Here is a 19,535-nt window from a genome sequence, read left to right on the forward strand (position 1 = left end):
CTTTTAACGTTATCAGAACTTCCAGGAGACGCTGCCGACGATGCTGCGCTCCGCGCCAAAGTAGCAGTAGGAGAGCGAGTTACAGGCGGCAATGTAGCTCTTGTCGGTCAGGTTATTGACGTTCAGCTGGGCGCTGAGGCCTTTAATTCCCACCTTCGACAGGTCATAGCCAATCGCCATATCCACCAGCGTATAGGACGGTAGAGTGTGCGTATTCAGGCGGTCGCTGGTAATGCCATTGACGTAGCGCATACCGGAACCCAGCGTCAGACCATCCAGCGGGCCGCTTTTCACATCATAGCTCAGCCAGGCGCTGGCCTGATTGCGCGGCGCGTAAACGGCACGCTTACCTTGCTCTTCAGGGCTGCTTTTCTTATAGCGAATGTCGGTGTAGGTATAGGCGGCCTGCAGGCGGAAGCTGTCCGTTAGCTGGCTAATCGCTTCCAGCTCCACCCCTTTCGACTCAATTTCACCAATCGAACGATACGGATCGGTCGGCTCTTCTTTGGTGGCGATATTGGTCTGATTGATGCGGAATACCGAGGCGCTGAACTGGCTATTCATTCCTTCCGGCTCATACTTCAGCCCGGCTTCCCACTGCTTGCCTTTCATCGGATCCAGCACGTTGCCGTTTTCGTCGGCGAAGCTGGTGGGCGTAAAGGCGGTGGAGTAGCTGATGTACGGGGCAAACCCGTTATCGAACAGATACAGCAGCGCGGCGCGGGTGCTGAAGTTGTTCTTATCCAGATCGCTGCGCGTTTGATTGAGCTTATCGATATTCGACACGCTGACCTGGTCGTAGCGCCCGCCGAGGGTGAAGCGCCAGCGCTCCCAGGACATCTGATCCTGCAGATAGTAGCCGGTCTGACGCAGCTTGTGCTTCTCGCGGCTGTACATGGTGATGTAATCCGGCTTCGCGCCGTAGACCGGATTAAAGGCGTCGATGGCCGGAAATGCGCCATAGTAGCCGGTAGTGTCGTTGCTGCGGTCCTGATAGTCGATCCCCATCAGCAGGCGATGGTTGACGGCCCAGGTATCGACGCTGCCGTCGAGCTGGTTATCAAGGGTGATGGCGTTCATCTTTTCGTCCGAGCCAGAATAGCCGCGGTTCAGCTCGCTTTCGTTCAGCCAGCCCGCGGCATAGACCTGATTCAGCTCGACTTTGGTGTGCAGGTAGCGCAGCTTCTGCCGCACCGACCAGCCGTTATCAAACATATGCTCGAAGTTGTAGCCGACCATGTTTTCGCGGCGGTCATACTTATCGTAATCATCTTCGCCCTCAAAGAAGGTGTTAGCGATTTTTTTACCGTAGTGCGGTACCACGGTGCCTTCATAAGGGAGGCCAGAGTGGCTGCCGCCTTCCGGGTCGCGATGCAAATAGGCCATTAAATCAAGCCGCGTCTGGTCGGTGATGCGCCAGGTCAGGCTGGGCATAATCGCATAGCGCTGCTCTTTTAAGGTATCAAACTGTGAGTCCGCATAGCGGGTCATGCCGCTTAAGCGCGCCGCCACGCGATCGTTATCGTCCAGCGCCCCGGTGACGTCAAACGCCGCCCCGCGCTGGTTGTTATTCCCGGCAAACAGCTTGATTTCACCGCCGGGATCGAATGAAGGTTTACGCGAGGTGAGGGCGACGATGCCGCCGGGCGAAGAGCGGCCGTACAGCACTGAGGCCGGGCCGCGCACCACTTCGATATTTTCGAGGAACCACGGATCGACCACCAGCGAGCTATGGGAGTTGGTATCGCCCATCATTTTCAGGCCGTCAAGATAGACGTTATCCAGGCTGCCGTCGGAGAAGCCGCGCAGGACGATATAGTCAAAGCGGTTGGAGGCGCCAATCTGGTTGCTGTAAACCCCGGGGGTATAGCTCACGGCCTGGCGGACGCTGATTGCGCCCTGTTCTTCAAACTGCTCGCGCGTGATAATCGACACCGACTGCGGCGTCTCAATATCCGGTGTGGCAATTTTGGTCGCGCCGCTCTGCATCTGCGAAGTGACCACGATGGTTTCATTCTTAGTTGTTTCCTGGGCCAGCAGCGGGAAAGCGACGCCGCCGGTCACCCATCCTACCAGTAGCGCCAGGCGAGTTTTCGCAAACATGAACATCTCCAAAGGCATTTCTAATTGTTAATAAGAATTATTACCTTTTTGATGCTCTCTATAACTATGCGCAATGCCAGGATACGTATGCGCGCTGCCAAAGCCGCTGACTATTTTTCGCAAAAAGAGGAAAAATGGATTAGCCCGCCTTTTGCACATCGCAGGGCGAGATGCCGTAGCGCCGACGAAAAGCGGTCGAGAAGTTGGTGGCGTGCTGATAGCCCGACATCCAGGCCGCCTGCTGTACGCTATAGCCCTCAAGCAGATAGCCTCTTGCCCGTGCCAGGCGGCAGTCGCGCAGGTAGTCGAAGACCGAGCAGCCGTATGCCTGGCGAAACTTACTGCGTAAGCTGCTGGAGCTCATCGCCGCCCGCTGGGCCAGCTCGTTCAGGGTGTAGTCGTTTTCCGGCGCCTGTTCCAGCAGGCGGCGAACCCTTTCCAGCCGCTGCCGTTCGCCGCCCGCCGGGGCGATATGCTTCGTGCTTTCGTCCTGGCATACGCTCAGCCCGTGACCAAACAGCTGAAGAATCAGCCCCTCCAGCATCAGCTGGCGGGAAACGCGGCCAGGCGAACTCTGCTGCGCGTACTCTAGCCCGCTCAGCAGAAAACCCGGTATCTGCCAGATCAGCGTTGGCGTCTGGCATCTTTCCCATTCGCGCATCAATGAATTGAGCAGGCCGTCGCGCCACGCGCCGTCCGGGTAGAGTCCGAGGGAGAGCGTACGTAGTCGACTGTCGGCATCGTGGCGGGCGCGCATCGTCTGCTGTTCGCTAAGACGCGAAGTGAACGCCATCCCGGAACGGACGAGGTGCTGCTCCCCGTTGAGGGTCAGGGCGACACAGCCTTCCAGCACCACCAGCATATAGAGCGGGCTGCTGTGGCGGGAGGTGGTCTCATAGGGCTGCAACACGTGAACATCAGAATGGGTGACGCACATTCCGCAGGGCAGCGTCATCTCTTCCACTTCTCCCCGCAGCACAGGGCTGGCGTACGAGGGCTCTGGCGTTTGCCGCAGCAGCGGGAAGCGGTAGTCGATACCGTATCGTTCACCAAACGCCATAAACTCGCTGACGGAGAACGTTTTTCTCGGCGCCTGGCGGGCGGGTTCGTTGTGCGTCGTTGTCTTGTTCATGCGGTTGTCGGCACCGGAGAGGGGGCGTCATCAGATAGGGTAACTTTACCATTACGCGGGCAGAGCGACAATAAAATGAGAATCATTATCAATGATTGCGGCGTCGCGGCAAGGGGCGCGTGGATGGGCGATGTCCGCGCGCTTGTAGAAGAGGTCAGGCGTCCGCGTTGTCCAGCGGCCAGGAGTCAAAAAGGTAGCCGTCGAAGTAAATATCGTCGACGTTGGAGAACTCCAGCAGGCGCCGTTTAACGTTTTCCAGATGTTGCCACATGGCGAGCTTGGCCGCCCGGGCGTCTTTTTTGATTAAGGCGGCGAGGATCCGTTTATGATCCACCAGCCACTCCTGGCGGTAGTGAGTATCGCCGAGATGGCGGTGCAGCTGGATCCACATGGGATTATTCTCCCGCCACTGCCATGACTGGCGGAACAGCTCTACCAGCATACTGTTATGAGTCGCTTCGGCGATGGCGAGGTGAAACTGCATATCGCCGCTTTCGGAGCCGCCCGGCGCGCTGCTGGCCAGTTCGCGCTCTTCCAGCTGTAAGGCCTGGCGCATTTTGATGATATCTTCCCGGGTCGCCTGCAGGGCGGCAAACTCGGCGATATTGCTTTCCAGCAGCTGGCGGGCCTGCAGCAGTTCAAACGGACCGGCGTCATTGCAGTGGTTCATGTCCGCGCTCTCCGCCGCACCTTCTCCGGCGGCGTTATCGAGCACGTAGATCCCGGCGCCGCGGCGCACTTCGATCAGCCCTTTAATTTCCAGCATGATCAGCGCTTCACGAACTACGGTACGGGTGACGTCCAGCATCTCGGCGATCTCGCGCTCCGGCGGTAAGCGATCGCCGGGGCGATAGGGCGTCTTGATGATCAGATCGCGGATCAACGCGCCGACTTCCTGGTAGGGTCTGTGCTGAGAAGTTTGTGATTTCATGATGTTATGTTGTGAGATGCGATAGCCCGGTGGCTGACTATAGCATCTGGCCGCCGGGTTGGCATCTCTCTGCGCTGAGAGAGGGAAAACGGGTCAACCACGCTGTTGTTCAGTTGACCCGTGACAGGGAGAGGTGATTACAGGCCGGCGCCGAGCGTCGCCACGCACGCGCGGGCGCCGCGTTCGCACAGCTGCTGGTACGCCTGCGCCACCGCCGCCACGAAATCGCTGTTGTCCGGCAGATCGTGGGCAAAAATTCCGCTTAGCGCTAGCAGCGCCGGGACGCGTTCCGCGCCCTGATAACGCTGGTTGATCGATTGGATATCCGCCAGCAGCGGGTCGACGACATCAATCGGCTGCCCCTGTTCGTCGATCGCCTGGGTGTAGCGCATCCAGCCCGCCACGCCGAGCGCCAGGTGACGCCAGCTGCTGCCGTTTTGCAGATGCAGACGGATTGGGTCAAGCAGGCGCTGCGGCAACTTCTGGCTACCGTCCATGGCGATCTGCCAGGTACGATGGCGCAGAGACGGGTTGCTGAAGCGGGCAATCAGCAGGGTGGCGTAGGCCTGAAGATCGGTGCCTTCCGGCATCGACAGCGTCGGAGCCTGCTCCTGCATCATCAGGGCGAAAGCCGCTTCGCGGTATGCCGGGTTGGTCATGGTCTCGGCAATGGTTTCATAGCCGCCGAGGTAGCCAAGATAGGCGAGGAAAGAGTGGCTGCCGTTGAGCATCCGTAGCTTCATCATTTCAAACGGCACCACGTCTTCAACGAACTGGGCGCCGACTTTGTCCCACTCCGGGCGGCCGTTGACGAAACTATCTTCAATCACCCACTGGCGGAACGGTTCGCAGGCGATAGCGCACGGATCGTAGACGCCAAGCTGGTCGGCAATCTCCTGTAGGGTTTCGGGCGTCGCTGCGGGCACGATGCGGTCAACCATGGTGCACGGAAAGGTGGCATGGGCTTCAATCCACGCCGCCAGCTGCGGGTCGCGCGCCTGGGCCAGGCCAAGCACCGCCACTTTCGCCACGTGGCCATTCTCGCGGACGTTATCGCAGGACATCACCGTAAAGGCCGCAAGCCCCTGCTCGCGGCGCAGGCGCAGCGCTTCGACGATATAGCCTATGGCGGATTTCGGCGTCGCCGGATGGGCGAGGTCGTGTTGAATCAGCGGGTTGTTGAGATCGAGCTGGCCGCTGGCCGCATCGGTGCAGTAACCTTTTTCCGTTACCGTCAGGGAGACGATAGCCGTGTGCGGGCGCGTCATGGCACGCAGTATGCCCTCGCAGCCGTCGATTTCCGGATGCAGCGCCTCTTTCATCGAGCCGATAATTTTCAGCGCGGTGCTGTCAGCGCCTTTCTCCGCCACGGTATAAAGCAGATGCTGATTTTTCAGATTCTCAATCAGGACACGGTCGTTGCCCGGCATCAAGTTGACTTCGCAGATGCCCCAGTCGCTGTCGCTGGTTTCCAGCAGATGATGGGTGTAAAGCGCTTGATGCGCGCGGTGAAACGCGCCGCAGCCCAGGTGTACGATGCGGGATTCCAGGCGAGAACGATCCCACGCAGGGCGTGTAACCGGCAGGTTGCTGTCGGCAAGGGTGGCAGTCATAGCAAACTCCAGGATGGGCCGCAACAGGCGACCGAAGGGATAAAGGCGGGGCGCTGTCGGCCCCACCAGTCAGGAATTAGCGGCTAAAAAAAGCGCGCTGAATCGCCAGCTCAACGCCGCGGACCTCAGCCAGCCCTTTCAGGCGCCCAATCGCGGAATAGCCGGGGTTGGTTTTCTTTTTCAGGTCGTCGAGCATCTGGTGGCCGTGGTCAGGACGCATCGGGATAAGATCCTCTTTGCCTTCCGCTTTACGGCGGTGCTCTTCTTCAACAATCGCCTTCACCACTTCGTACATGTCCACGTCGCCATGCAGATGCGCGGCTTCGTGGAAGGTTTTCGGGTTCTCTTCGCGCAGCGTAGATCGCAGGTGGGTGAAGTAAATGCGCGGGCCAAACTGCTTAATCATATCAACCAGATCGTTGTCGGCGCGGACCCCGTAGGAGCCGGTGCACATGGTAAAGCCGTTCGCCATGCTGTTCACCGTATCAACCATCCACTGCATATCTTCAATGGTCGAGACGATGCGCGGCAGGCCGAGAATCGGGCGCGGCGGATCGTCCGGGTGTACCGCCATACGTACGCCAACCTCTTCGGCGACGGGGATAATCGCCTTCAGGAAGACGGCGAAATTCTCGCGCAACGCGGCTTTATCGATATCTTTATAGGTCGCAAGGTGCTGGCGGAACTGGTCGAGGGTATAACCCTCTTCCGCACCCGGCAGACCGGCGATGATGTTGCGGGTCAGGCGCGCTTTATCTTCATCGCTCATGGCGGCGAAACGCTGATTCGCCTGGGCGACTTCTTCGGCGGTGTAGTCCGCTTCCGCGCCCGGACGCTTGAGGATATGCAGCTCAAAGGCGGCGAATTCAATCTGATCGAAGCGCAGGGCTTTGGAGCCATCCGGCAGGACGTACTCAAGGTCGGTACGGGTCCAGTCGAGGACCGGCATAAAGTTGTAGCACACGGTGCGAATACCACACTGGGCCAGATTGCGCAGGCTCTGCTGATAGTTAGCGATCCACTGCGCGTAGTTGCCGGTATGGGTTTTGATCTCTTCGTGAATCGGTACGCTTTCGACCACCGACCATACCAGGCCGGCTTCTTCCACGATGGCTTTACGCTTGAGGATCTCGTCAACCGTCCACACTTCGCCGTTCGGAATATGGTGCAGGGCGGTAACCACCCCGGTCGCGCCTGCCTGACGGACGTCAGCTAAAGTGACTGGATCGTTAGGGCCATACCAGCGCCATGTCTGTTCCATGCTTAACCTCTTCACGTTGTTGACCTGCTTCAGGCCGCTGCTTTGATGGGAGCGTCGGTTCCGGTCAACCATCGTAACGGAGGAGAAACCAGACGATATGGCGTATAAGTTCCTCCAATTGGTCGAACAAGTCAACCGTGTAAGGTGAATTGGTAAACCAAAATGTGATGGAGATTCGCTAATGGCATAGGTGAAGGGCCCGACGTCATTTCAGACCCGTTGAGTAGCGCCTATAGATCCTGCTGAAGCTCAGAAAGGTATAGGGCCCCGCGCGTCATGCCTGTATAAATGGTTAACCAATGGCGTCAACATGTCGACCATAAGCGCCAGGAAGCGTACGGGCTCGCTGCAGATCACACTTTTTGACTATAACGATTTCCATATAAAAACTGCGTGTTATTATTTCGCTGGTAAATACCTTTTCAACTCTCACCGAGGCTTTGATGCTGGAGAATGTCATCATCAGATAATCAGCTTCCCGACCTTTTCAGGCCGGACTGGTTATCGCTGCGCTTAAACCTTACGCGAACACCTGCGGGTGTTGGCTCGTTTTTACGCATGATGATTAACAGGTTTCTTCAGTATGAATCTATCCCGTCAGGAACAACGTACCTTACACGTTCTCGCTAAAGGTGGCCGGATCGCGCACGTTCGCGATACATCAGGCCGCGTCACCTCTGTTGAATGCTACAGCCGCGAAGGGCTCCTGCTCAGCGACTGCACGCTCGCCGTTTTCAAAAAACTCAAAACCAAAAAGCTGATTAAGTCCGTCAACGGACAGCCCTACCGCATCAATACCACCGGGCTGAACAACGTCCGCGCACAGCTGGACAATCGCTAAGGAGCCTCTGATGACAAACCACAGCTTCACTTTTCATGTCGCCTCTGAAGGCGATACCGATGACATTCTCAATGTCGAAACCCGGGCTTTCGGCTACAGCAAAGAGGCCAGGCTGGTGGCCTCTTTGCTCAACGATGAGAGCGCCTGCCCGACGTTATCGCTGCTGGCCAGGCATAACGGAAAGGCGGTTGGGCATATTTTATTCACCCGGGCGATGTTCAAAGGGGAGCCGGACTCGCCGATGATGCACATCCTTGCTCCCCTGGCGGTGGTGCCGGAATACCAGGGCGCGGGCGTTGGCGGAGCGCTTATCCGGCACGGCATTGAGCAGTTGAAAGCCATAGGAAGCCAGACGGTATTTGTTCTGGGCCACGCCACTTACTACCCCAGGCACGGGTTTGAGCCATGCGCGGGAGATAAAGGCTATCCGGCGCCTTATCCGATTCCCGAGGCGCATAAAGCCTGCTGGATGCTACAGCGGCTTTCGTCTCAGCCGCTGGGGCGAACGGGCCAGATACAGTGCGCCCGGGCGTTAATGAAACCCGAGCACTGGCGCGAGTAATCAATAAGGAGATGATGATGACTATTGGCACGATTATTACAGGTTCCAGGCATATCACGTTGTCATCCCAGGAGCGCAAAATCCCCTGGGATGAACCGGCGTTTAGCCAGCGTATGCTGGAGAACCATCTGTCGCAGGAGCACGACTGGGCCAGCCGCAGGCAGGCGGTTATAGAACAACAGGTGGCGTGGATTGCCGGACAGCTGCCCGCCGGCGCCCGCATTCTCGACCTCGGCTGCGGGCCGGGTCTTTACACGCGCCTGCTGGCCGAGCGCGGCTTCTGCTGTACGGGCGTGGATTTTTCACCAGCGTCGATCGCCTGGGCCCGGCAGCAGGCGCAGGCGGCCGGGCTTGATATTGTCTATCACCAGCAGGACGTTCGCGACTACGCGCCGGAAACACAGTTTGATTTCATCATGATGACCTTCGGTGAACTGAACGTGTTCAGCGCAGCTGAGGCTCGCTCGCTGGTCAACCGCTGCGCGCAGTGGCTGGTTCCGTGGGGAAAGCTGCTCATCGAGGTTCATACCTATGCGGAAGTTAAACGTCAGGGAATGGCCGAGCCCGGCTGGCAGCGCTGTCCGCAGGGGCTGTTTCTGGATATTCCGCACCTGCTTCTGACCGAGCACGCCTGGGATCCGGCGGAGCAAACCAGCTCCACGCTGTTCATGGCGATTGAAGAGAGCGGCAAGGTGACGCGTTTCGGTAGTCAGATGACCGCATGGCGTGATGATGCTTATCTCGATCTGCTGCGTACGGCGGGTTTGACCACCATTACCCGTCCGGATGAGGCGGAATGGCCGGTCAGCGAAACCTTTGCCGGTAAGCTGTACGCGCTGCTGGCCGAAAAAAACGTTCCCGGTTCTCTTTCCGCAACACCCATAAAAGGAATTCAACCATTGGATATCCCACGTATTTTCACCATTAGTGAAAGCGCTCACCGCATCCATAACCCGTTTACGCCGGAAAAATATGCCGCCCTTGGCCGCGTGCTGCGGATGAAGGCCGGAACCCGCATACTCGACCTCGGCAGCGGATCGGGGGAGATGCTCTGTACCTGGGCGCGCGATCACGGCATTCGCGGCATCGGCGTCGACATGAGCGCGCTGTTCAGCCAGCAGGCTAAGCTGCGGGCAGAAGAGCTCGGCGTTGCTGACCGCGTGATGTTTATTCACCAGGACGCCGCCGGTTATGTGGCCGAGGAAAAATGCGACATCGCCGCCTGCGTGGGCGCGACCTGGATCGGCGGCGGCGTCGCCGGGACTATCGCGCTGCTGAGCAAAAGCCTCAAGCCCGGCGGTATGCTGCTGATCGGCGAACCGTACTGGCGGCAGGTACCGGCAACGGAAGAGATAGCACAGGCCTGTGGCGCCTCTTCGCTCGCCGACTTTCTGACGCTTGCCGATCTGGTCTCCTCTTACGATGCGCTTGGCTATGACCTCGTCGAAATGGTACTGGCGGACCAGGAAGGTTGGGACCGCTACGAAGCGGCGAAATGGCTCACCATGCGCCGTTGGTTAGAGGAAAACCCCGATGATGACTTTGCGTCAGAAGTCAGGGCGGAGCTGACGATGGCGCCAAAACGCCATGCGACTTATACGCGTGAATACTTTGGCTGGGGCGTGTTTGCGTTAATCAAGCGGTAGTTGAAAGACCCGGCATAGCAGGAAGGCTATGCCGGGGTATCGCGCTTAATGTTGCGGATGTTCTTTAATAAACAATGTCTGTACGAAGAAAATTGCCCCAAAAGTGATAATCAAAGCGACTCATGGCGTGAAGGGATGAGTCATCCGTAAGCTCTGCAAAAAGCGAATGAACTTCGTGCGGAATGATGGCGGACTCGCCCATCGACGATCCGCCTGTAAGCAAGTTTGAAGAGCATATGGCCTGGTATAACAGAATTTTTCTCCCGTCCAGGCAATAGCATTGACAGCATCGTCTGTAACGTTACACTAAACCGTTGTAGTGCATAATTTATAATAAGATGGCAGCGTTGACCGTTATGCCTGATGCCATTCATTCATTGCCGTAAAGGAGAGGTATGGCGAATATTCGTGATGTCGCAAAACACGCAGGCGTATCCGTGAGCACCGTATCCAATGTGCTGAACGGTCGTACCGATCAAATGCGGGCTGAAACGCTGACTCGCATCCAGCAGAGCATGCAGACGCTGAACTACTTTCCGAATCGTGTGGCGCAACAGTTAAAGACCGGCCAGGCCAAAATGATTGGTTTACTGGTGCCATCGATAGTTAATCCGAGTTTCGCGGCGCTGGCGCGTGAAGTGGACCTGGCAGCGAAAGAGCGGCACTATCGAGTACTGATTGGTAATACCTATCGGCAAATCGAAGAAGAAGAAGCATTTCTGGATGATATGTTCTCCCATGGCGTTCGGGGGATTATCGTCGCCGCATGCGATATCGAAAAACCGCATTTTGCTCGCGCGGTAGAGCAGGGCATGGTGATGGTGAACTATGATGGCCGTATGCCTGCGCGGGCACAGACGGGTAATTTTTCCCTCGACAGCATCTCAATGGACAATATTGCTGCGGGGCGAATGGCCGCAGAACATCTTATCGCGCAGGGGTGTCGTCGTCTGGCGTTTGCCACCGTGGCCGGAATGACGCCGAGCCGCGCACACAAAATAGAAGGGTTTCTTTGCGCGGTAAAAGAGCAGGGGTTATACCGCGATGGGATGATCGTGGAAGGACAGGCGATGGCGGCCTATGGCGACACAGAAATGACAGAGCTGGGGCGCGCGCTGGCGTTAAAAATCAGCCAGCAATCCAACCTCCCGGATGGTATCGTGGCGATTAACGATGCGCTCGGTATCGGACTGATGACCGGCCTGCACCAGGCGGGAATCAATATACCCCAGCAAATATCTATTGTAGGCATCGATAACATCTCACTTTCCGGGCTGATTTTCCCAGGGCTCACTTCTATCATGCCGCCGCTGAAAACGATGGCAGAGGTGATGGTAGACCGATTGATTATGCGGATAGATAACGCATCTATCCCGCCTGCCGAGTTTTTATTCCCTCCATCGCTGGTTTCCCGGCAATCTGTGCGTAGTGCAGATACCTGAGGTTAGTACGACAAGAGAAGAACAGCCTGTTCTTCTCTTTATTTCATACCAGCGTTGGGGCGACAGTCAGCAGAATATTGGCGAAGCGGCGCGTTTCACCGGAAGCGATGACCAGGATCGTGTCCGACGTTTTCGCCTGTAAATAAAATGCATTGCGCTCAACATGTTCAAATTCGATAGTTGCTGCTAGCAGGCTCCGATACTCACGCTCGATAGTATTATCGAAATCCGCCGGACTATTCATCAACGTAGCTTTTTCAACATTTATATACTGGAGGATTTTCTCGAGAATAATCACGCTACCAATCAGTCCCGGTGAAAAATTAAGCCATATAATACGTGCCTGCGCGGAGGTATTGGTTAAAAAAGAGTAGTTAGCGTCAGCGATTAAAATGTTCGCCTTATGCCCGCATTGTGCCAGTGCCTGTAATAAATCAGGATGAATAATATCTGCCTTGATCATATACCCTACCTTTTATACGCTGGCGGGTATGCATACCCGCCATATTTTTAAGCCCGATAAACCCCGCCATTGATATCGATGGTCGCGCCGGAAACAAAACCACCATATTCGGACGCGAGGAAGCAAATGACCCTTGCCACATCTTCCGGCGTGCCCGCCCGTCCCAGAGGGATCTCCTGAATTGTCCGATCGGCTGAGGCCTGGGTCGTATGCTGGTTATGAAAACGCGTTCCCAGAATTAACCCTGGCGCAACGGCATTAACGCGTATGCCATATTCACCTAATTCCGCGGCCAGCGAGCGTGTCCATGTCAGTACGGCACCCTTGGTAGTGGAATAAACCAGAGAGCCGGCATGCCCGCCAGAACGTCCGGCCAGGGAAGCCAGGTTAACGATACTTGCGCCCTCAGGGGCCGCTTTCAGCCAGGGCAGCGCCTGTTGGGTGACGTTCATCATCGTTGTCATATTCACATCGATAACTGTACGCCAGAAATGCGGTTCAATCTCTCCCAGCCATTTGCGGGCAATAATACCGCCGACGTTATTGACCAGAATATCAATGCCTCCCAAAAATTCCGCCGCATTCGCCACGCAGCGTGCGGCATCTTCCTCATTGGTTAAATCAGCGAAACCGCAGGCCGCGCGAGAACCCTGCTGTTCGGCTAAAGCGATTAACTCCTGTGGGCCCTCTTCACCACTGAAATAATGTATATAAATATCACATCCGGCCTCGATCAGTTTTCTCGCACTCTCTTTGCCAATACCTTGTTCGGCACCGGTAATAAAGGCTTTCTTACCCGTTAATATTCCCATTGTATACTCCCGTTATACAGCGTTAGACGGTGCCAGATTTTTTATCTGGCATGGTGTTAGCGTTTTATTTGCATGGGTGTCCCTGCCATCTGAGCGTGGCAAATAGCAGGATCTAATAATTAATAGCCGGCGAGCCCTGGCAACCAGGTGGTTAAAGGAGGGGCCATGGCGACAATAATGATGCCGACAAAAACCACCGCCAGATATTTCGCCATGGGTTTAATCACATGTTTCATCTCCACGCCGCAAATAGCGCAGGTGGTATATAACCCCAAGCCGATAGGCGGGGAAAACAAGCCAAAACCCATCGCCATGATCATCACGATGCCAAAGTGCAAGGGATTAAAACCAAGCTGAATGGCAATAGGCACCAGGATGGGAGCGAAGATAATCAGCGCTGGCGCGCCTTCGAGAACTGCGCCAAAGATAATCAGAATCACAATGGTTAATATCAGGAACAGCCAGGCACCTTGCTCCATACCAATTCCGACCAGCAGTTCAGCGATCTGCTGGGGGATCATTTGTATCGTCAGGGCATAGGACAAGCTGGTAGCGCAGGCCACGATGAACAGTAAGACACCCGACATCGCTGCAATATCAACAAACATTTTTATCGTCGCTTTCAGCGTCAGCTCACGAAACGCCAGTCGGCCCACTACAATGGCGTAGATGACGGCAAAAGCTGAAATTTCCGTTGATGTGGCAATCCCCATCATCACTCCGCGACCAATCATGAATATCATAACCAGACCGACGGCGGCGCCGAGATAAAGCTGGGTGCGCGGGCGCAATACCGGGTACGCTTCGCTGACGTTGATTTTCCCGCCAAAGCGGTTGGCGGCCACCATTAACAGCACCAACAGGCAGGCTGCCGGCACCAGACCGGCGATAAACAGCGCGCCGATAGAGATATTGGCGACGAACCCCATTACAATCAGGTTCACACAGGGTGGAATGGTTTCTGCCATTACCGCAGATGCAGCAAAGACCCCGGCGGCCTCTTCACCGTCTTGTTTCGCCCGGCGTACTGCGGGCATTAACACGCCGCCTACTGCTGCCACATCTGCCAGCTTTGAACCCGAGATGCCGGAGAAGAAGGCCATCGACAGCACGGTTGTCATATTCAGCCCGCCGCGAAAGCGCCCCATGCCACGCACAATAAGCTCCACCAGACGCGTTGACATGCCGTTGATTTCCATCGCCGCACCGGCAAGTAAGAAGAATGGAATTGCCAGCAGGACAAAGTGATCAACGCCTGCCGCGACCTGCTGTGAAAAGAAAACAAACGGCAGGGAAGGGTCGCAGATAAAAAATACCATTGCCGACATGCCGAGCGTGAAGGCAATGGGCACACCGGCCAGGATGCCTAAGACAAAGCAAATCAGCATGAGTCCGGCAGCCGCGCTGGCTGGATCGGCCATCAGCGAGAGTTTCAGATACCCCAGTGCCGCCAGCGCCAGGATCCCCGCACCGCTGAGCAGAACGATCTTCGCACGTTCGCGTAGGGCATGTTCCAGCGCAGCCACCATCATCACCACGGAGCCGATCAGGACCGGGATCACATAGATGGTTTGCGGTAAGCCCGTTTCGGTGGTTTGTAGCCGTGCAGCCTGGACGAGATCGTAGCTGGAGATGACCAGGCCGACGGAGACCAGGAACAGGATCCAGCGACTGGCATGCACGACATACGGTCGAATGGCATCAGGTAGAAAGCGCAGGAAAAGATCGACGCCAATATGTCCTCCTCTGCCGGTTGAGGTGGCGACACCAAAAAAGACCAGGGCAATCATCAGCGCGCGCGCCACCTCTTCCGCCCAATGAATGGGCGAATGCAGCGCATAACGCCAGATAACGGAAGCAAATACCACCAGGACGTTGATAAATAATACCAGCGCTCCGGCCCAGGAGGTGAAGCAGGTTAGGCCTTTGCTTATCTGCCCCAATAGCGTCAACAAAGTATTTTCATCCTTTGTTTTCATAGAGATATCAGCCATGATGAACTCCTCACATGGTTTATAGCTATATCGTCGTCCCGGCTGAACCGCGTGGGCGACGCTCCCCGACTTATGGTTTAGCGCTCAACGCCGTAGCGCTGAACTCATCCATCATCGGTTTTAAATCAGGATATTTATCAAGGAAGGTTTTCCAGATGGGCTGTACGGCGTGCGCAAAGTAAGCGCGATCGGTTTCCCGGAAGGTCACTCCTTTAGCCTGGAGGTTTTTAATCGCCTCAAGCTCTTTTTGACTGGCCTGCTGACGTTCGTACTCGGTGGCTTCTTTTGCCGCGGCCAGCACGTCTGCGCGTAAGGGTTGCGGAATTTGCTCGAAGCTTTTCTTGTTCATGGCAATCATCAGCGGGTTATAGCTGTGGCGAGTCAGTGTACCGTTTTTGATAATTTCATAGTATTTGCTGGCGTAGATGGTTGGGGCATCGTGTTCCACTCCGTCGATAACGCCCATTTGTAGGCTGGAGTAAACTTCCCCGCCCGGCATGGGAATGGCAACGGCACCCATGTGATTTAGCGTGGCGATAAAGTTGGGAACCGGCAGCACGCGGATTTTCAGGTTTTTTAAATCCGCCGGTTTTTCAATCACCTTTTTGGTATACACGTTACGTGCGCCGAGGTTATAGCCATAGCCCAGTACCATAACGTTTGCTTTATCCATCATCAGGCTGGAAAGCTTTTCGCCGACTTTGCCATCCAGTGCTTTTCCGACCTGATCGTAATCTTTAAACAGGTACCCCAAATCAAGAACGCCAATTTCGGGTACCAGCGTCGCCCAGATTGAAGTGCCTGAAATCATCATGTTAATGGCGCCGATTCGCACCTGCTGAGTGGCATCAGCCTCTTTGCCCAGCATCGCGTTTGCGAAGTAATTGAGCTTAATCTGGCCTTTTAACCTCTCGTTTTTATTGATATTTTCCTGGAAACGGTTGAACCAAATATAGTGTGCGGAAGAATCATCAGCCGGCAAAGAAGAGTACACACGAAAATTGATGGCGGCCTGTGCTGAAGCGGTCAGCGCACTACCAGCTATGAGTGCGGTACCGAGGCAAGCGAATGCCAGAAAAAGTCTGGCGGAACGAAGCAGTTTTGTTTTCATCATGATTATCCTTTCTCACAGTGTAGGGGTCGCGATAAGGCTCTCTGGCATGGCTAAATCAGCCAGTAGGTTTAACGAAAAAGGGGTGTTTCTTTCTTCTGTAACGTTTTAGTGTAACGTTACAGACGCTAACGGACTCATTCTGCAAATGCAAGATGCTTGCTATATCATTGGGAGTGATATGTGAATTTTGTGGCGGGTATCGCTAATTTGCCAAGGTGTGTTACAAAATGGAAATGAGGATTCCACTGTTTAGTCACTGTTTAGTTGAGCTGGCCCGCTATTGATATATACGGGTAGGCGGTAGCTCCTGATAAGCAGTCGATGCGCAGCGCCGCGCGAGATGCCTTTGCTTGATTTATCCTGCCATGATTTGCAAGATATCAGCTTGGTTATTCGGGAAAATTATCATGAAGCTTAAAACAGCCTAATTTTTCGCTACTATCCCATGTGATTTAAAAAGTCAGGAATACGTTTAACTTCGTCTTTCGATACTCAGCAGAAATCTGATGTCTGACTCAATTTGCATCCAGAGAAAAAGGAGTGCGATGATTTCTTACCACACTCCGCATTTATTTGGCCATCCCGTCGGGTCTGGACCCAATACCCGGCGCTTAAAATTGATAAAGTAAGCCCATATTTTGATTGTTCGCCATTGTTGCTTATTCTGATTAGTCCTGACGGCGGCCGCCTGTTTTATCAGAATTTAACGGTCACCTGATTGCCGATCACCCACGCGTTTTTAATCTCCTCGCTTCCTCCCGGATGGGCCAGCAGCTGCAGGTTAGGGCGCACGGTCAGCCATGGCGTCGCGCGAAAGCTATAATGCAGCTCTGCGGCATACTCGGCTCTGCGAACCGGAACATACAGTGGGTTATCATAATCATCGATCCCCCGCATCTGGTTCAGGAGCTGAGCCCGACGGGCGACTCTGTCGTTGGCGTGCATTTTACTGACGCCGAAGCTGATAAAGTCCTGCGGACGGCTGGCGAAAGGGCCTTGATAAATGGCGCCTGCCTGCATCTGATAGTCCATTGTCGCCGTATCTTTATCATTCATTGCCAGATGCCCGAAAAGGCTAAGGCCACGTTGGCGCTGGCTGCTCGAGTAGGTCAGCTGCTGGACGATATAGAGATAACCTCCGTAGCGGCCGTCGTGTCGCCGGGCGGCCTGGTGGGTGATAACATAGGGGTCGCCATTGTCATCATCCAGCACATCGTTGGCCTCCGCCGTGTTGTACCATCCCCCGAGTTTCCAGATGCCGGGGAGTTTTGCCGCGCCGAGGGTGGGTGAGTATCCCAGTTCAAAAAGGTACATGTACCCCAGATGCCCGGTTCCATCGAGCTCGAAACTTCCGTGGCGGGTGGCGTAGTTAGGATTGTACTGAAACGCCCCGGCCTGGACGTAAAGCGCTGGGGCAGGGCTGTATTTGACGCGGCCACCCCACTGGCCTATAGGGGTGTTATACCAGACGCCGCTGCCGTGTCCGGCTAAAGAACCGCACAGCGACAGGTTTTGAAAAAAGCAGCCGTTGTTATCAAAATCCTCTCCTGGCGGCATCAGGCCCACCTTGATATCCAGCTTCTTCTCCCACCCGATTTTTTTGAACCAAAACTGCGTCGCGTGCCATGTTTGACCCCGGCCATAGTTGCTCTGAACACCGGAGCCTATTACCGGCGCGCGCGGATCCTGAAGGCGATCCTGAGTCAGATCTCGCCCATTACGATTATTCACCGACGCTTTAAATTCACCGTCGCGAATACCTAAAATCTTTTCCAGATCCATATCTATGCCGAGAATATACTGGTCGCTGTAGCGCAGGGTTTTATCGCGATCGTAACCGCCGGAAACATTCGTGGCCGTCATCGCGCTATATTCCAGCGTAAAATCATAACCATGACGGCGCAGATCCGTCCGCATGCCTCCCCACTCTCCGGTCATGTTTTTTGCTGTTGGAGAAAAAAGTGTATCGTTGGCCAGAGCCAGTAAAGGGTAGAGAAATGCCAGCAGCATCGTGCCGCTTTTAATGAGTGTGTTCATGTTTTTCACCGCCCGTTGATGAGCCAGGTCTATGAAGTGTTCCCGATAAGGCGCAGCTGAATCAGCCGACTAGCCGGCCTCCTGTCAGAGGTGGCTCCGCGATTGCCGGAGCCACAGGCCGTCTATGGCGACAGCTCTTCTAATGATTTCCCTTTGGTTTCAATGGCAAAAATCCACGTAATCAAGCCGCCAATCAGTGCGATGACCGCGAACGTGACAAACACAAAACGGATCCCGAAGCCGCTGACGATAAACCCGACCATTAATGGGCCAATGGATGACCCCGCGCGGAGCCATGCGCTGGAGTACGCGGTGCCAATAGCGCGCAGCCGGGTGGGATAAAGCTCAGCCGCGTACAGATAAAGCGAGAAGGCGATGGTCTGAAGAATGGCGTAGGTCATGCTGCCCAGAATCAGAATTTCAACGGCGGATTTCGCGCCCAGAACAGAAAGCGTAATCAGCGGAACGACGGCCAGTAAAAAGGCCCATGTGTACCAGCGCTTGCGCCCGACGCGGTCGATCAGCAAGGCGCAGATCACCGAAGCGACGACGCCGCAGGAGGAGGTGATCCAGCCGTAGGCCAGACTGGTATCGAGGGAGAGATTAAACCAGGTTTTGTACAGAGTCGGGAACCAGGTGATCATTCCATTGTTGACGCTGTAAACCGTCAGCCACAGCCCCCACAGCATAAAGGTGCGGGATTTATAAATACCGCCGAAGAGGGCCTTAACCCCTTCCGGAGCCGCTTTTTGCACCGCGGGGGCTTTTATTTCAGGTTCGGGCAACGTCATTCCACGCCTGATGACTTCAGATTCCAGCGTCGATACGACGTTGTCCGCTTCCTTCAGCCGACCTTTTGAAGCCAGCCAGCGCGGTGATTCAGGCATCAGCCAGCGCAGTGGAACGGTCAGCGCTGAGGGAACTAAGCCAATTAAAAACATGACCTTCCATCCATAGATAGGCACAAGAAAATACCCGACCAGACCGGCAAACATCATGCCGATAGGGAAAATCACCTCATACAACAAAAAGAAACGCCCGCGCTTCTTTGCTCCGACAAATTCATTGATATAGGCGCTGGCAACGGGAACTTCCGCACCGATACCCACCCCCTGTAAAAAGCGAATAACAAGAATTGACCAGCCGTTCCAGGCAAAAAGGCACGCCGCATCCATCAGGACGAACATGATGATGGTGATACGCAATACGCCGATACGGCCTATTTTTTCCGCCAGCGAGCCGAAAAATAGGGCGCCGCACAACTGACCCACGTAGCTGGCCGCAATAATAAGACCGACAAACGTCGGCGTGAGGCCCCACTCTTGAGTAAGCTGGGGAAGCGCAAAAGCGATAGCAATAATGGTATAGGCATCGAAAAACGTTGATAAGCCGACGATAACGCGGATCGCCTTCAGCCGCCGGGTGATGGGCAGACGTTCCAGTCTTGCCAGCAGCGCGTCCGGGGTTGACGCCGTTCCGCTGGCAACGGCGTAATCTGAAGCAATGGCCTGAGTTGACATAGTATTACCCTGTTAAACGTTGTCTGGGGCATACACGTAAAATTCTGAATAACAACAGGGCAAC

15 protein-coding genes and 1 pseudogene are annotated in these 19,535 nt (G+C 55.3%); 5 read left to right on the forward strand and 11 right to left on the reverse strand.

Annotated features, from left to right (window positions below; all coding sequences use genetic code 11):
- Positions 1–12 precede the first annotated feature (12 nt).
- The 5 genes from foxA to uxuA form a co-directional block, all read right to left on the reverse strand.
- Positions 13–2,121 (reverse strand): ferrioxamine B receptor FoxA, encoded by a 2,109-nt coding sequence (foxA, locus tag IYV58_RS05320; RefSeq protein WP_195729463.1) that lies wholly within the window; start codon positions 2,119–2,121, stop codon positions 13–15.
- A 121-nt stretch (positions 2,122–2,242) separates the two neighbouring features.
- Entirely contained in the window at positions 2,243–3,235 is a 993-nt protein-coding gene (locus IYV58_RS05325; RefSeq protein WP_049115082.1) for a helix-turn-helix transcriptional regulator, read from the reverse strand.
- Positions 3,236–3,389: 154 nt separating this feature from the next.
- The gene (gene uxuR / locus IYV58_RS05330; protein ID WP_142469810.1) at positions 3,390–4,166 is read right to left on the reverse strand and encodes a Uxu operon transcriptional regulator; all 777 of its coding nucleotides are present in this window, start codon (positions 4,164–4,166) and stop codon (positions 3,390–3,392) included.
- A 137-nt stretch (positions 4,167–4,303) separates the two neighbouring features.
- Positions 4,304–5,779: a fructuronate reductase gene (locus IYV58_RS05335; RefSeq protein WP_142481789.1), complete on the reverse strand. Its 1,476-nt coding sequence runs from the start codon at positions 5,777–5,779 to the stop codon at positions 4,304–4,306.
- Between the two features lie 76 nt (positions 5,780–5,855).
- Positions 5,856–7,040: a mannonate dehydratase gene (gene uxuA, locus IYV58_RS05340; protein ID WP_004129234.1), complete on the reverse strand. Its 1,185-nt coding sequence runs from the start codon at positions 7,038–7,040 to the stop codon at positions 5,856–5,858.
- Positions 7,041–7,623: 583 nt separating this feature from the next.
- Between uxuA and IYV58_RS05345 the strand changes: the two genes are divergently transcribed.
- From IYV58_RS05345 to IYV58_RS05360, 5 genes and pseudogenes are all read left to right on the forward strand, one after another.
- The gene (locus tag IYV58_RS05345; protein ID WP_004129235.1) at positions 7,624–7,881 is read left to right on the forward strand and encodes a YjhX family toxin; all 258 of its coding nucleotides are present in this window, start codon (positions 7,624–7,626) and stop codon (positions 7,879–7,881) included.
- A gap of 10 nt (positions 7,882–7,891) precedes the next feature.
- Complete coding sequence (locus tag IYV58_RS05350) at positions 7,892–8,443, forward strand: GNAT family N-acetyltransferase (RefSeq protein ID WP_142446300.1); 552 nt, start codon at positions 7,892–7,894, stop codon at positions 8,441–8,443.
- A gap of 113 nt (positions 8,444–8,556) precedes the next feature.
- Positions 8,557–8,934 (forward strand): annotated as a pseudogene (locus IYV58_RS28245) (class I SAM-dependent methyltransferase); the annotation flags it as partial.
- Positions 8,935–9,342: 408 nt separating this feature from the next.
- Positions 9,343–10,089 (forward strand): SAM-dependent methyltransferase, encoded by a 747-nt coding sequence (locus IYV58_RS28250; RefSeq protein WP_117085590.1) that lies wholly within the window; start codon positions 9,343–9,345, stop codon positions 10,087–10,089.
- Between the two features lie 395 nt (positions 10,090–10,484).
- Positions 10,485–11,531, forward strand: a complete 1,047-nt coding sequence (locus tag IYV58_RS05360; protein ID WP_004129248.1) for a LacI family DNA-binding transcriptional regulator — start codon at positions 10,485–10,487, stop codon at positions 11,529–11,531.
- Positions 11,532–11,574: 43 nt separating this feature from the next.
- On the opposite strand, the gene IYV58_RS05365 is transcribed toward IYV58_RS05360, so the two are convergent.
- The 6 genes from IYV58_RS05365 to IYV58_RS05390 all read right to left on the reverse strand — a co-directional run bounded on the left by IYV58_RS05365 (position 11,575) and on the right by IYV58_RS05390 (position 19,471).
- Positions 11,575–11,994: an RbsD/FucU family protein gene (locus IYV58_RS05365; RefSeq protein WP_049115076.1), complete on the reverse strand. Its 420-nt coding sequence runs from the start codon at positions 11,992–11,994 to the stop codon at positions 11,575–11,577.
- Between the two features lie 47 nt (positions 11,995–12,041).
- Complete coding sequence (locus IYV58_RS05370) at positions 12,042–12,806, reverse strand: SDR family NAD(P)-dependent oxidoreductase (RefSeq protein WP_049115075.1); 765 nt, start codon at positions 12,804–12,806, stop codon at positions 12,042–12,044.
- Positions 12,807–12,925: 119 nt separating this feature from the next.
- Complete coding sequence (locus tag IYV58_RS05375) at positions 12,926–14,800, reverse strand: TRAP transporter large permease (RefSeq protein ID WP_112165893.1); 1,875 nt, start codon at positions 14,798–14,800, stop codon at positions 12,926–12,928.
- A gap of 70 nt (positions 14,801–14,870) precedes the next feature.
- The gene (locus tag IYV58_RS05380; protein ID WP_112165891.1) at positions 14,871–15,914 is read right to left on the reverse strand and encodes a TRAP transporter substrate-binding protein; all 1,044 of its coding nucleotides are present in this window, start codon (positions 15,912–15,914) and stop codon (positions 14,871–14,873) included.
- Positions 15,915–16,610: 696 nt separating this feature from the next.
- The gene (locus tag IYV58_RS05385; RefSeq protein ID WP_195729464.1) at positions 16,611–17,951 is read right to left on the reverse strand and encodes a carbohydrate porin; all 1,341 of its coding nucleotides are present in this window, start codon (positions 17,949–17,951) and stop codon (positions 16,611–16,613) included.
- Positions 17,952–18,073: 122 nt separating this feature from the next.
- Positions 18,074–19,471: an MFS transporter gene (locus tag IYV58_RS05390; RefSeq protein WP_077259729.1), complete on the reverse strand. Its 1,398-nt coding sequence runs from the start codon at positions 19,469–19,471 to the stop codon at positions 18,074–18,076.
- Positions 19,472–19,535: the final 64 nt, after the last annotated feature.

This window comes from Klebsiella sp. BDA134-6 (assembly GCF_015601345.1).
In the GTDB taxonomy this organism is placed as follows: Bacteria; Pseudomonadota; Gammaproteobacteria; order Enterobacterales; family Enterobacteriaceae; genus Klebsiella; species Klebsiella grimontii.